This window comes from Paenibacillus sp. CR_12 (genome assembly GCF_041953985.1).
Taxonomy (GTDB): Bacteria; Bacillota; Bacilli; order Paenibacillales; family Paenibacillaceae; genus Paenibacillus_AQ; species Paenibacillus_AQ lautus_A.
This window is the reverse complement of sequence record NZ_JAVFHO010000006.1, coordinates 336,361-348,998: the sequence shown is the minus strand read 5'-3', so window position 1 is coordinate 348,998 and position 12,638 is coordinate 336,361. Positions and strand designations below refer to the sequence as shown.

Genomic DNA, 12,638 nt, shown 5'->3' with positions numbered 1-12,638 from the left:
AATGTTATATATCCAATATTGGATATTTGCCGGAAATGAAAGCCGCAGCAGAAGCTGAGGCTTATTCTTGAACGATTGCGATGATCTTGTGGAGAAAGGCGATATCCTGTTCCAGGATCGAAATCGCATTATCGAAGGTGGCAAGGGCGATCTTGGATAAGCCGTACTGGCCCTTGATTTCCTTACCCGAACGCCACTGGGCCAACGATTCCTCCACTTGCTTGAGATTCTGCTCCAGCAATTCCACCGCTTCCTCCTTAGGAATGTCCTCGATCCAGACCAAACCGAGCGAAAAGTCGGATTTGACGGTGTGGGGAGGAAGCGTCAACGTCTCGCGGATCATCTGCTGGAATAGCTTCTCGCCTTCATCCGTGATGCTGTAAATTTTGCGGAGTCTCGCGCCGGTTCGCTCTTCGGCAGTGGCTGCAATCAACCCGTCGCTTTCCATCTTGTTCAGCGCGTAATAGATCGAACCGGACAGGATATTCGTCCACAGGTCCATACGGCTGGCCTGAATGAGCTGCTGGATTTCATATCCGTGCATAGGACGCTGGCGAAGAAATGAAAGCAGGATGAGGTTGGTCATGTAGGATCACTTCCTTAGGATGTGTGTGAAGAATGATGAATTCCATTACTGAATATCCAACGTTGGTTATTTGATGGTTGTAATTATAAAGACGATGGAATCATTTGTCAACGATTCCCGATGAAATAGATATATTGAATGAAAGCGATTTAACGTTTAGTCTAGTAGTGTGAACTAGTATGGCAGTTGGATGAGGAGGCTATAACGTCGATGAATTACAGACAATTGGGAAATACGGAGCTTCACATTAGCGAGGTCAGCTTCGGCACATGGGCGATCGGAGGCTCATGGGGGCAGACCGATGATCAGGAAGCCTTGAAGGGATTGGACCGCGCCATCGGCGAGGGCGTAAACTTCTTCGATACGGCCGACGTCTATGGAGACGGGCATGCCGAGGATTTGCTCGCGCGCGCAACCAAAGGGAAAGAAGATACCGTGCATGTGGCCACCAAGTTTTGCCGCGCCGGTGATATTCATGATCTTCAGACCTATTCCGAGGCGTCGATCCGCCGTTATTGCGAGGGCAGTCTGAAGCGGCTGCAGCGGGAGCGGATTGATCTTTACCAGGTTCACTGCCCTCCCTTCGAGGTGTTGAAGGACGGACGGGTGTTTGAAGTGCTGGACAAGCTGCAGGCCGAGGGGAAAATCCGGCATTATGGCGTCAGCGTGGAAACGGTGGAAGAAGGATTGTTCTGTCTTGGGGTACCGGGGGTGAGGTCCCTTCAGGTGATTTTCAATCTGTTCCGCCAAAAACCGCTGGCCCAGCTGCTCCCGAAGGCCAAAGCGTCGGGCGTCGGCATATTGGTGCGCTTGCCGCTCGCCAGCGGTTTGCTAACCGGAAAATTTACGGAGAGCACTACCTTCAGCGAGGGGGATCACCGGAATTTCAACGCGAACGGCGAGCAGTTTAACGTAGGCGAGACTTTTGCCGGCCTCCGATTCGAAAAAGGTGTCGAGCTCGCCAGAGAGCTCGCCTGGATTGCCGAGGGCCGAGGCGACATGGCTCGTGCATCCATGCGCTGGATTCTGGATTGCCCGGAGGTCACTGCCGTGATTCCCGGCTTCCGCAACGTCCGCCAGATCGAAGACAACCTGGGCACGCTGGACGTGCCTTCGTTCAGCATGGAAGAGAAAGAACGCCTTGCGCTTTTCTATCAGGAGCAGGTAGCCACGCACATCCGCGGCGCCTATTAAGCCGATTTCGAGAATAATAGGAGAGAAGCCTCCCGGTCATCGGGAGGCTTCTTGTTTAGGGCGATGAGATGGAATCAAACGAACGGAAGCTGCTGCAGCGCTGCTTTAAAGCATATCCTATGCTTTATCATGGAAATGATACTATAATATAGGCAAAGATTCTGAATCGGAATGTGTTCAGCGGGAGGATTGTCGATTTGAATGATTTGTTGAAGCGGGAGCATGACATTATCAAGGTCTGCTTGTTAGCAGGCAAAATCATGCTGCAGAGCGGCGCGGAGACCTATCGGGTCGAGGATACGATGATGCGGATCGCCGCGGCTTTCGGCGTTGAGAACAGCCACAGCTATATGACCCCGACGGGCATTATCTTCTCGGTGGAGGAGCCGCAGCATATTACGCGGCTTATTCGTATTTCGGATCGGACAACCAATCTCCATAAGATCGATCAGGTCAACAGCGTGTCCCGGAGCGTCAGCCTCGGCGAGCTGACGATGGAAGAGGCTTACCGGGCCCTGGAGCGAATCGAGCATGAGCAGGCCATTTATCCCACATGGGTGCTGATTCTACTGTCAGCGATCGCAAGCGGGTGCTTTCTCATCATGTTTCGCGGCATCTGGCCGGATTTCGTACCGGCGGCCGTTGCGGGCGGCCTGGGCTTCTCCTGCTTCGTGTTCATGCATCGGGTCATTCCCGTCCGGTTCTTCGCCGAATTCTCGGGTGCGCTCGTCATCGGCATAACCTCCGTTTGGATGGTCAGATTCGGATTCGGCCATCAGCTGGATACGATCATCATCAGTTCCGTGATGCCGCTGGTACCGGGCTTGCTGATCACGAATGCCATCCGCGATCTGATGGCGGGGCATCTGATATCCGGCTTGTCCAAAGGGGCGGAGGCTTTTGTTACGTCCTTTGCCATCGGCGCGGGCATTGCGTTTACTTTGTCATTCTAAGAGATGGGAAGGGTGGAGGGATAATGGTGGCAACCTTTTATATACAGCAGCTTATTACGAGTTTCGTTGCTTCGGCGGCCTTCGGGATCATCTTTAACGTACCCAAGAAAGCATTGCTGCAGTGCGGGTTTGCCGGCATGGTGGGCTGGCTGCTCTACATCATGCTTCAGGATATGAGGGTTGAGCCGGTGACGGCCACCGTAGTCGCGGCTTTTTGCGTGACGATGATCAGTCATTTTTTCGCCAAAAAATACAAGACTCCCATCATCGTGTTCAGCGTGTCGGGGATTATTCCGCTCGTACCGGGCGGTGTCGCCTATAATGCCCTTCGCCATGTGGCCCAGAATCAATTCGATCAGGCCGTCCAGCTGGGGGCCCAAGCGTTCATGATTTCAGGCGCCATCGCGCTGGGGTTGCTGCTGTCGGAGGTGACCAATCAGGTCATAAGGAAATGGTCGATAACCCGATAAACCAGTAACCCTGAAACCCGAACCCCGTCAACCCGAAACGAACCCGGTTTATATGCGAAGCATGCGCTTCGATCCGGCGGGAAAATGCCCATGCTCCGACTCGTTATCATCCGGGGGAGGGACACCTATGCGTGTGTAATTGAATTGATGAACCAGCCGTATGTACGCATTTTGCGGGATACGGTTTTTTACGCGCTCGCCAAGGCGTGAATATCCTCCCCTCCTTCATGCATTTTTTTACATTAGTTTCATGTTATGCCTTTTTATTGTCCAAATCCTCGACATGCTATATAATCTTTCTTGCAAAAATGAAACCGTATTCAAAGGTGTTCTTCCCGTATCTACAGCGTTACCGTACGTCAGATGAAGATTCGATTCGATTCGAAGTCCATCAAAAAAAGAGGGATGTCCATGCAGGAGCTGACGCTGCATTTGTTCGAACGGATGGGCATGCTGCTCATCCTGACTTTTATACTGACGAGAATTCCGCTGTTCCGCCAATTGCTGGACCGCAAAGAGATGTCCGGCATGCGGATGTTCATCTATTCCGGCCTGTTCGGGCTCTTCGGCATCCTCGGGACCTATGCGGGCGTTGTCGTGGAGAACGGCGAGTCCAGTTCCTCCTTCTGGCTGATGCGGCTGACCGGAGAGCAGGCCCTGGCCCACTCCGCCCTGGTCGGGGTGGTGATCGGCGGACTGATTGGCGGTCCCCGCGTTGGCATCGGGGGCGGGCTTCTGGCAGGAGCCCACCTCCTGTATATCGGAGGTGCCACGGGGCTGGCAGGCGCAATCGCCGTGCCGTTAACGGGAGCGCTGGCGGGAGGCGTGGCCCGATTCTTCTCGCAGGAGCGGGTCATCTCGCCGGCGAAAGCGTTATTCGTCGGCATGTTCGCTCCGATCCTGCTCATGGGGATGATTTTGATCTGTGCGGATGAGCCGGATCGTGCAGTGGAACTGGTCAACCTGATCGGCCTGCCGATGGTGCTGACGAACAGCATCTCCATTGCAATCTTTACGACGATGCTGCGGGTCGCGCTCACCGAGGAGGAACGTGCAGCCGCGTATGAGACGGAGAAGGCATTCCATATCGCCGAATCGGCGCTCCCGCATCTGAAGCAGGGACTGACGTACCGTACGGCTCAGGCCGTGGCGGCCTTGCTGCTGCGAGAGCTGAAAACAGCGGCCGTCGCCATTACCGATACGGAGCGGTTCCTGGCCCATGCCGGCACAGCAAGCCGTATCCTTGATCCCGGAGAAGAGATCCAATCGGACTTGACCAAGAGCGTCATCGCGACCGGCGAGCTTCGGATCATCGAGAATGCGGAAGAGATCCAGCCCCGGCATCCGGCGCTCGGCGCCGCCATCCTTGTCCCGATCATAGAGGCGGGCCAGGTCGTGGGCGTCATTCAATTCTACTTCAAGCGGCCGGAGGATATCCGGCGCGTCGAGCTGGTGATGGCCCAGGGGCTGGGACAGCTGATTTCCTATCAGCTCGGGGCCACCGCACACGAGAAGATGAGCCATTTAATGAAAGAGGCGGAACTCAAGCTGCTGCAGGCGCAGATCAATCCGCACTTTCTATTCAATACCCTCAACGCGATTCATTCGTTGATTCGCACCGATCCGCTGCTGGCACGACATGCCACGATGCAGCTGGGGGCGTTCATGCGCCTGAACGTCAAGGTCATGGCGTCCCGCAGAACGACCATTCGCGAGGAGATGGAGCTGTTGAATGCCTATCTGGACATTATACAGATCCGGTTCGAGGATCAGTTCTCGTTTGAGTGCCAGCTCGATCCCGCGCTTGGCGAGCTTATGATTCCGCCGGCAACGCTGCAAATGCTGGTGGAGAACAGCATTAAGCACGGCCTGCGCGACAAAGCGAGCGGAGGCGTCATTCGGCTGAGCCTAAGCCGGGCCGGTGACATGGCGGTTGTTCAACTGCGGGACAACGGGACCGGCATTTCGCCGGAAGTGCTGGACAGCTTAGGCGATCAACCGATCATCGGCAGCGAGGGTACGGGAAACGGCATTTACAATATCAATCAGCGTTTAATCAGCATGTTTGGCAAAGAGGCCAGACTTATCGTGGAGAATCTGGCAGAGGGCGGCTGCAGCATATCCTTCAGCATCCCCTGCAGCTTGTCGGAAGGGAGCCGGTACCGTGAAGCGAATTAAAACGATGATAGCGGAAGACGAACGATTGGCAAGGGAGGAGCTGGCTTATTTGCTGGAACAGGAGCCCGATATCGAGCTGCTTCCGCATGCCGCGAACGGACGTGAGCTGCTGGAGCTTGTCCCCTTGCGGCAGCCGGATGTCGTCTTTCTCGACGTTCATATGCCGGAGCTGGAAGGGTTGCAGGCGGCGCGCATGCTGAAGGCCTCCCCGATCTCGCCCTTGATTGTGTTTACGACGGCCTACGACGAGTATGCCGTTGAAGCGTTTGGCCTGAACGCGATCGATTACCTGCTGAAGCCTTACAGCCATATGCGGTTGAAAGAAACCCTGCAGCGAATTCGAAGCAGGATTCAGGAAGGGAATGCCTTCCCGAAACAGGAGGCTCACGATGCTATTCAGGCTGCTCCCTATCCATCCACGGAGGCTGCCGCCCGCAGCATGCGCGGCAAACTTCTGTTCGACGACGGGGATAAACATGTGCTGGTTGATCCCGAGGCGATCCTGTACGCGGTGCGCGAGGAACGTGTCATTCGCGTATGGACGGCGGAAGGCCAGCGGATTACGAGCAAAAGCACCCTGCAGGAGCTGGAGGAGAAGCTTGCGGGTTACTCCTTCTTTCGCCCTCATCGCAGTTATCTGGTTAACGTGAACTGGATCGCGGAGCTCTCCCCTTGGCAGAACGGGGCTTACAACATCGTGCTGAAGGATGAGCAGCGGTCGATGATTCCATTGTCCCGGGAGGCTGCACGGGATTTGTTCCGGTTGCTCAGGGAGGCTTGAAAAAGAACAAAGAAAGACGCTCGAGTATGGCGGTTGCCTCCCGGTTCGGGCGGCATATCCGCCCTTTCGCGCACCCTGTCGGACGTTTCGCGCAGGAGCTGTGGTCGATGGCAATCCTCCCGTATATAATCATTCTAAAGCGCTTTCATTGATGAAAGACGCAATAGATCCTGATCGTTAATGGAGGGAAAGGCAATGGAAGAAAAAAGCTATACCGAAGTATGGCATTCCGAAAAATTCAAAACGCTGCTCTCCCGCAAGAAACGGTTCATTATTCCGATGACCGTCTTTTTTCTTCTGTTTTATTTTGCGCTGCCGATCCTTACTTCGTACACCGACGTGTTGAATCACCCGGCGATCGGCCCGATCACGTGGGCATGGGTATTTGCCTTCGCCCAATTCGTCATGACATGGGTTCTGTGCATTCTCTACTCCCGCAAGGCGGCCCAGTTTGACCGAATGGTAGACGATATCAAAAAGGATATGGGGGCGTAATCGACTATGGCTATTGCGTTGTTTTGCGGAATTGTACTGCTTACGCTGATCATTACGTATTACGCTGCCAAGAAAACGACCAACACGAGCGATTTCTATACGGCAGGCGGAGGACTCAAGGGCTGGCAGAACGGGACAGCCATTGCCGGCGACTATATGTCTGCAGCCTCCTTCCTCGGGATCGCAGGCTCGATCGCGTTAGTCGGCTTTGACGGCTTCTTCTACAGCATCGGCTTCCTCGTGGCTTACCTGGTGGTGCTGTACCTTGTCGCCGAGCCGCTGCGGAACCTCGGCAAGTATACGGTGGCGGACATGATTGCCGCCCGTTTCTCCGACAAGAAGGTGCGGGGCGTGGCAGCATTGAACACGATTTCCATCTCCATCTTCTACATGATTGCGCAGCTGGTTGGAGCGGGCGCGCTGATTAAGCTGTTGTTAGGCTTGGACTATGTCACGTCCGTATTGATTGTGGGCGTGCTCATGACCATCTACGTTGTTTTCGGGGGCATGCATGCGACAAGCTGGGTTCAAATCTCGAAAGCCGTGCTGCTCATGGCCGGCACGTTCATCATCTCGCTGATCGTATTCGCCAAATTCGATTTCAGCCTGACCCAGATGTTCCACCATATGAAGACGGCCACCCCGCTGCAGGAGGCCTTCCTGAACCCGGGGAATAAATACAAAATCCCGCTCGAGACGCTGTCCCTCAACCTTGCCCTGGTACTCGGCACGGCAGGTCTGCCGCATATTTTGACCCGCTTCTTTACCGTTAAGGACGCGAAGACGGCGCGCAGCTCCGTGGTGTACGCCACCTGGATTATCGGCATCTTCTATGTGATGACGATCTTTCTCGGATTCGGGGCAGCCGCCTTCGTAGGCGCGGCCGATATTACCGAGGTCGATAAAGCGGGCAACATGGCAGCGCCGCTCTTGGCCAAAGCGATCGGCGGCGACTTCCTGTTCGCGCTCATCTCGGCGGTTGCTTTCGCGACGATCCTCGCGGTGGTGACGGGGCTTGTGCTGTCCGCCGCATCGGCCTTCGCCCATGATTTCTACGGCCAAATCGTGCGCCGCGGCGAATCGTCCGAGAAGGAGCAGCTGAAGATGGCACGGTACGCTTCGATCGGCGTATCCGTCGTCTCGATCCTGCTAGCGTTGTTCGCGCAGAAGATGAACGTGGCGTTTCTGGTCTCGTTGGCCTTCGCCGTTGCAGCCAGCGCGAATTTGCCGGTCATTCTGTTCACCGTGTTCTGGAAGAGATTTAATACGACGGGCGCGGTCACAGGGATGCTGACGGGTTTGATCAGCACGGTGATTCTCGTGGCCCTTAGCCCGAATATATGGGATCCGGCCGGCAAAGCGATTTTGGTAGGCGATCCGATCTTCCCGATGAGCAACCCGGGCATCGTCTCCATTCCGCTTGGTTTCCTGGCAGCCTATGTCGGCACGCTGCTCTCCTCTTCCAAGGATGAGGCGAAGTATGCCGAAGTGCTGGTCAAAGCGAATACGGGCGCGTAAACCCAACAACGGTTTCTTATGAAAAAAAGGGTGAACTCCGCTGGTTAACAGCGAAGGGAGTCGCCCTTTTTTTGCCATTCTATCGTAAAATAAAAAGCAACAACATTTTGGGGCCATGGCGGAAGGAGGCAGGCAAGTGAACATATCCGGCATCGTTTTTTTTCTGGCGATTGTGGTCGGCACGTTAATGATTACGTATTATGCCGCCAGGCGGACAACGAGCACGAACGATTTCTATGCCGCAGGCAACCGTCTCAGCGGGCTGCAGAACGGCCTAGCCATTTCCGGCGACTATATGAGCGCGGCGTCCTTCCTTGGCATCGCGGGCTCCATTGCGGTGTACGGCTTCGACGGCTTTTTCTATTCGATCGGCTTCCTTGCCTCCTATGTGATCGTGCAGTACATCATAGCCGAGCCCCTTCATAACCTGGGCAGGTATACGATGGCGGATGCGGTGGCGGTCCGGTTCGGCGAGAAACGGCTGCGCGGATGCATCGCCGTCAATAACATGATGATCACCGTCTTCTATATGATCGCCCAGCTCGTCGGCGCCGGGTGGCTCGTCCATTTGCTGTTCGGGCTGGAGACGTCGCTCGCCATCGTGCTGGTCGGCGGCTTAATGACCGTCTACGTCACGTTTGGCGGCATGCTCGCGACTTCCTGGGTGCAGATCGTCAAATCCATTTTGCTGGTGAGCAGCACCTTTATCGTGAGCCTCATCGTGCTGGCAAGGTTCGATTGGGATCTGCTCGGTTTATTCGAATCCATGAAGAGGGCGACCCCATTACAGGAGCGTTTTCTGATGGCGGGCAACATGTTTGACCACCCGCTGGACATGCTGTCGTTTAATATGGCGCTGGTGTTAGGGACAGCGGGACTGCCGCATATTATTGCGCGCTTTTACACGGTTAGGGACCCGCGTACGGTCCGTGCTTCGGTCAGAACGGCGACGTTTACGATCGGCGTCTTTTACGCCATGACGATTTTTCTTGGCTTTGGAGCGGCTGCCTTCGTAGATTGGTCCATATTGTCCGATCGGGTGGAGCTGGCGGCCCCGCTGCTCGCAAGCGAGCTGGGCGGCGAATTCTTAATGGCCTTTGTATCCGCCGTTGCCTTCGCAACGATACTGGCCGTGATCTCCGGGCTTGTGCTCACGGCCTCCTCGGCGTTTGCCCATGACGTCTACAGCAGCATCTTCCGCAGCGGACGGGCGACCGAGGCGCAGCAGATGAGGGTGGCCAAGCTTTCGGCCATCGTCGTTGGCGCGGCTTCGATCGTGCTTGCGCTCGGGGCACAGACGCTGAACGTGGCGTTCCTCGTGTCGTTTGCTTTCGCGGTTGCCGCCTCGGCTAACCTGCCGGTGCTGCTGTTCACGCTATTTTGGCGGAAATTTAATACGCAAGGCGCCATATCGAGCATTACGGCCGGCCTCTCGTCTTCTTTGCTGCTCATGGCTGTCGGGCCCAATGTAATGGACCCAGTGGCAGGCTGGATTCGGGCGGAAGCGATCTTCCCGCTTAAGCATCCGGGCATCGTCTCCATTCCGATCGGGTTCGCCGGCGGCATCGTCGGCACCCTGCTATCGCGTAAACGGGGTTCGAGCGGCCATTTCGAGCATATGCAGGCCGTTGCCCATGTCGCGCCGGGTGAAAACCGTTCCCGCGAATTGGGATAACTGCTAATTACATATGAATTTTAGTTTGGGCCACAATCGTTTCCCTGTACCGTTCATTGTGCATGTGCACAATAAATACCGTTATGGCGTCAATAGGATTGAACGCGACATTCCGTTTATACTGTATCATGTAAGCGCAATCATAGTTTCATAAGGCATGATTACATCATTGTTCACAAGCTATATTGCTTAAGGAGGCATTCACAACATGGATGGGACAGTTATACATTGGGGCGGAGCCGTTGCCGGACTGATTATCGCCATTGTCTTGATTTTTAGAAAGGTGAACCCGGTCTATGCCTTGTTTGGAGGCGCTGTCATTGGAGGCCTGCTGGGCGGAGCTACCATTGATCTTTTAAGAGATCGTACTGTGGAGTGAAATATATAAGGATAGGCAGGGGATAACCATGAAGCAGGATTATGTTATTGTACTCGCGCCCGATTCATTTAAAGAGAGCATGACCGCAAAGGAAGTCTGCGAAGCGATGGAACGCGGCATCAAGAAGGGAAACCCGAATGTGACGTGTATCCATGTGCCCATGGCTGACGGCGGTGAAGGTACGATGCAATCCCTTGTGGATGCTACGGGCGGTACGGTCCATACCGTCACCGTGACGGGTCCGTTGGGCGATCAGGTGGAGGCATCCTACGGCATTTCAGGCGATGGCAGCACCGGGGTACTGGAAATGGCCAGCGCCAGCGGAATTCATCTGGTCCCGATCGCACAGCGGAATCCGCTGGTGACCACCACCTACGGGACGGGCGAGCTGATCAAGGCTTGCCTTGACCACGGCGTAAGCCGGCTGCTGATCGGGATCGGCGGCAGCGCGACGAATGACGGCGGTGCCGGGGTGGTTCAGGCGCTCGGCGGCAAGCTGCTGGATGCGGAAGGGAAGGAGCTTGCTTTTGGCGGAGGGGAGCTGGGTCGTCTTGCGCGCTTGGACTTAAGCGGCTTTGATCCGCGGCTTCAGGATGTCGAGGTCGAAGTGGCCTGCGACGTGACCAACCCGCTCTGCGGCGAAACGGGAGCCTCTCATGTATTCGGACCGCAGAAGGGCGCTACGCCGGAGATGATCGAGCAGCTGGACAGAAATCTCCGGCATTACGCCGGGGTAATGAAGCAGCAGCTGGGCAAGGATATCATAGACTATCCAGGCGCCGGCGCGGCCGGTGGTCTTGGTGGCGGGCTGATGGTCTTCCTGAACGGGACGCTGAAGAAAGGGATCGATATGGTCGTTGACTATACGGGACTTGAAGAGAAAGTGCGCCAGGCGGATATGGTATGGACCGGCGAAGGCGGGATGGACTTCCAGACGCAGTATGGCAAAACTCCGTTCGGTGTCGCGAGAGTGGCGAAGAAGCATGGCAAGCCTGTCGTTGCTCTGGCCGGCCGGGTTGGTGACGGGATCGATGTGCTGTATGATCAAGGAATGGACGCGATTTTCGGCATCATGCCGGGTGCAGCCACGCTGTCGGAGGCGCTAGCGAACGGCGTGCAGAACGTGGAGAGAACATCCGAGAATATCGTCCGTCTCATGGCTTCTTTGAACAAGTAATCATACCCTTCTTAAAGAGGATGCAAGGGAGCTGACCTGCCGGGGGCGGCTTCTTTTTTCTCTGCGGGCGGGATATGGATCGGCAGCCGGATGTGCACACTAGGAAAAGATTTTTTTCCTATGGAGTCTACAATGTCATCATATTGGTAACAAATGACAGGCATGTTAGGAGGGGCATCATGCATGAAACTATCACGACCTTTGGCGGAAAATATCGCAAGAGAAATGATGCGCGTCATTCCTTACAACATTAACGTGATGGATGAGAACGGAATCATTATGGGCAGCGGGGACCCCGCTCGGATCGGCACGCTGCACACAGGTGCACAGAAAGCCATACAAACCGGACGGATCTATGAGGTTTATGAAGCCGGCGGCGGCATGAAGCCCGGTGTGAACGAACCCATTGTGGTGGATGATGAGGTGATCGGCGTTGTTGGCATTACAGGTCATCCGGATGAGGTGAGACCGCTCAGCAATTTGCTCCAGGTGACCGTTGTGTTATTGATCGAGCAGGAGCGTCAGAACAAGGCGATGTTAAACCAACGTCAAAACCGGGAGAAGTTCTATCATGAGCTATCCTATCGCAAGGTTCCTTATGATGAGCCTTTTATGGAGCGTGCTGAGGCCTATGGGCTTGACCTGACGCGCAAATGCCGGGTGCTGTTAGTGCAGAGCTCGATGGGCGAGAAGGCGTTCCGCCATTTGCAGCAAGCGTACCCCCAAAGCTGGAACTTGGAGAATGACAAAACCGTATTTTTCGTGACGGATGTCTTAAGATTCGGGAGTCTTCTGGACAGGCTGATCGACCTGGACGAAGTCCTTCGCATGGGGATCGGGGAGCAGGAAGAGCTCGCTTCTACCTCGCTGGAGCAGGCGGTATCCGCCCTGGAGCTGGGAATGAACATCGATCCCCATCGCAAGGTGAATTTTTATAAGGATTTAAGGTTTCTGATCGGACTGTCCCATACTTCGGATGATGCTCATGCCTCGCTGTATCCTTTGCTGGAGCAGGGCGGAGACAAGCTGGATCTGATAGAGACGCTTCAGGTCTACATTGCCGAGAACGGTGATCATAACAGCACGGTCAAAAGACTCAACATTCACCGGAACACCTTGAACTACCGCTTAAACCGGATCAAGCAGCTGACTGGCAAAAATCCGCGCCATGTGCTGGAGCTGTTTGAATTGCTGTGCGGGTTGATGTGGAGAAGGTGATGGCCGCTCAAGCA

General features: G+C 55.2%; 12 protein-coding genes. 11 read left to right on the top strand and 1 reads right to left on the bottom strand.

Annotation, left to right across the window (positions count from 1 at the left end; translation table 11 throughout):
- Nucleotides 1-61 precede the first annotated feature (61 nt).
- Nucleotides 62-586 (bottom strand): PadR family transcriptional regulator, encoded by a 525-nt coding sequence (locus RB297_RS23180; RefSeq protein ID WP_096775746.1) that lies wholly within the window; start codon nucleotides 584-586, stop codon nucleotides 62-64.
- Nucleotides 587-796: 210 nt separating this feature from the next.
- Here RB297_RS23180 and RB297_RS23175 point away from each other — a divergent pair, with 210 nt between their 5' ends.
- The 11 genes from RB297_RS23175 (at nucleotide 797) to RB297_RS23125 (ending at nucleotide 12,624) form a co-directional block, all read left to right on the top strand.
- The gene (locus RB297_RS23175; RefSeq protein ID WP_192570306.1) at nucleotides 797-1,780 is read left to right on the top strand and encodes an aldo/keto reductase; all 984 of its coding nucleotides are present in this window, start codon (nucleotides 797-799) and stop codon (nucleotides 1,778-1,780) included.
- A 197-nt stretch (nucleotides 1,781-1,977) separates the two neighbouring features.
- Nucleotides 1,978-2,733 (top strand): threonine/serine exporter family protein, encoded by a 756-nt coding sequence (locus tag RB297_RS23170; RefSeq protein ID WP_015737894.1) that lies wholly within the window; start codon nucleotides 1,978-1,980, stop codon nucleotides 2,731-2,733.
- A 23-nt stretch (nucleotides 2,734-2,756) separates the two neighbouring features.
- Complete coding sequence (locus RB297_RS23165; protein WP_009592993.1) at nucleotides 2,757-3,203, top strand: threonine/serine exporter family protein; 447 nt, start codon at nucleotides 2,757-2,759, stop codon at nucleotides 3,201-3,203.
- A gap of 411 nt (nucleotides 3,204-3,614) precedes the next feature.
- The gene (locus RB297_RS23160) at nucleotides 3,615-5,381 is read left to right on the top strand and encodes a LytS/YhcK type 5TM receptor domain-containing protein (RefSeq protein ID WP_375121547.1); all 1,767 of its coding nucleotides are present in this window, start codon (nucleotides 3,615-3,617) and stop codon (nucleotides 5,379-5,381) included.
- Nucleotides 5,368-6,162: a LytR/AlgR family response regulator transcription factor gene (locus RB297_RS23155; RefSeq protein ID WP_081746233.1), complete on the top strand. Its 795-nt coding sequence runs from the start codon at nucleotides 5,368-5,370 to the stop codon at nucleotides 6,160-6,162. The genes RB297_RS23160 and RB297_RS23155 overlap by 14 nt, the downstream gene beginning before the upstream one ends.
- A 195-nt stretch (nucleotides 6,163-6,357) precedes the next feature.
- Nucleotides 6,358-6,657, top strand: a complete 300-nt coding sequence (locus tag RB297_RS23150) for a DUF485 domain-containing protein (RefSeq protein WP_009593006.1) — start codon at nucleotides 6,358-6,360, stop codon at nucleotides 6,655-6,657.
- Between the two features lie 6 nt (nucleotides 6,658-6,663).
- Nucleotides 6,664-8,175 (top strand): solute symporter family protein, encoded by a 1,512-nt coding sequence (locus RB297_RS23145; protein WP_009593011.1) that lies wholly within the window; start codon nucleotides 6,664-6,666, stop codon nucleotides 8,173-8,175.
- A gap of 136 nt (nucleotides 8,176-8,311) precedes the next feature.
- Complete coding sequence (locus RB297_RS23140; RefSeq protein ID WP_096775749.1) at nucleotides 8,312-9,850, top strand: solute symporter family protein; 1,539 nt, start codon at nucleotides 8,312-8,314, stop codon at nucleotides 9,848-9,850.
- Nucleotides 9,851-10,058: 208 nt separating this feature from the next.
- The gene (locus tag RB297_RS23135; protein WP_267132923.1) at nucleotides 10,059-10,229 is read left to right on the top strand and encodes a hypothetical protein; all 171 of its coding nucleotides are present in this window, start codon (nucleotides 10,059-10,061) and stop codon (nucleotides 10,227-10,229) included.
- 28 nt (nucleotides 10,230-10,257) lie between these two features.
- The gene (locus RB297_RS23130) at nucleotides 10,258-11,406 is read left to right on the top strand and encodes a glycerate kinase family protein (RefSeq protein ID WP_375121546.1); all 1,149 of its coding nucleotides are present in this window, start codon (nucleotides 10,258-10,260) and stop codon (nucleotides 11,404-11,406) included.
- Between the two features lie 183 nt (nucleotides 11,407-11,589).
- The gene (locus RB297_RS23125) at nucleotides 11,590-12,624 is read left to right on the top strand and encodes a CdaR family transcriptional regulator (protein ID WP_375121545.1); all 1,035 of its coding nucleotides are present in this window, start codon (nucleotides 11,590-11,592) and stop codon (nucleotides 12,622-12,624) included.
- Nucleotides 12,625-12,638 lie beyond the last annotated feature (14 nt).

What these genes read in the sequence shown, in the direction of transcription:
- RB297_RS23130 (WP_375121546.1), top strand. Translation starts at nt 10,258, where the DNA reads ATGAAGCAGGATTATGTTATTGTACTCGCGCCCGATTCATTTAAAGAG.
- RB297_RS23150 (WP_009593006.1), top strand. Translation starts at nt 6,358, where the DNA reads ATGGAAGAAAAAAGCTATACCGAAGTATGGCATTCCGAAAAATTCAAA.
- RB297_RS23180 (WP_096775746.1), bottom strand. Translation starts at nt 586, where the DNA reads ATGACCAACCTCATCCTGCTTTCATTTCTTCGCCAGCGTCCTATGCAC.
- RB297_RS23135 (WP_267132923.1), top strand. Translation starts at nt 10,059, where the DNA reads ATGGATGGGACAGTTATACATTGGGGCGGAGCCGTTGCCGGACTGATT.
- RB297_RS23145 (WP_009593011.1), top strand. Translation starts at nt 6,664, where the DNA reads ATGGCTATTGCGTTGTTTTGCGGAATTGTACTGCTTACGCTGATCATT.
- RB297_RS23175 (WP_192570306.1), top strand. Translation starts at nt 797, where the DNA reads ATGAATTACAGACAATTGGGAAATACGGAGCTTCACATTAGCGAGGTC.
- RB297_RS23160 (WP_375121547.1), top strand. Translation starts at nt 3,615, where the DNA reads ATGCAGGAGCTGACGCTGCATTTGTTCGAACGGATGGGCATGCTGCTC.
- RB297_RS23125 (WP_375121545.1), top strand. Translation starts at nt 11,590, where the DNA reads ATGAAACTATCACGACCTTTGGCGGAAAATATCGCAAGAGAAATGATG.
- RB297_RS23165 (WP_009592993.1), top strand. Translation starts at nt 2,757, where the DNA reads ATGGTGGCAACCTTTTATATACAGCAGCTTATTACGAGTTTCGTTGCT.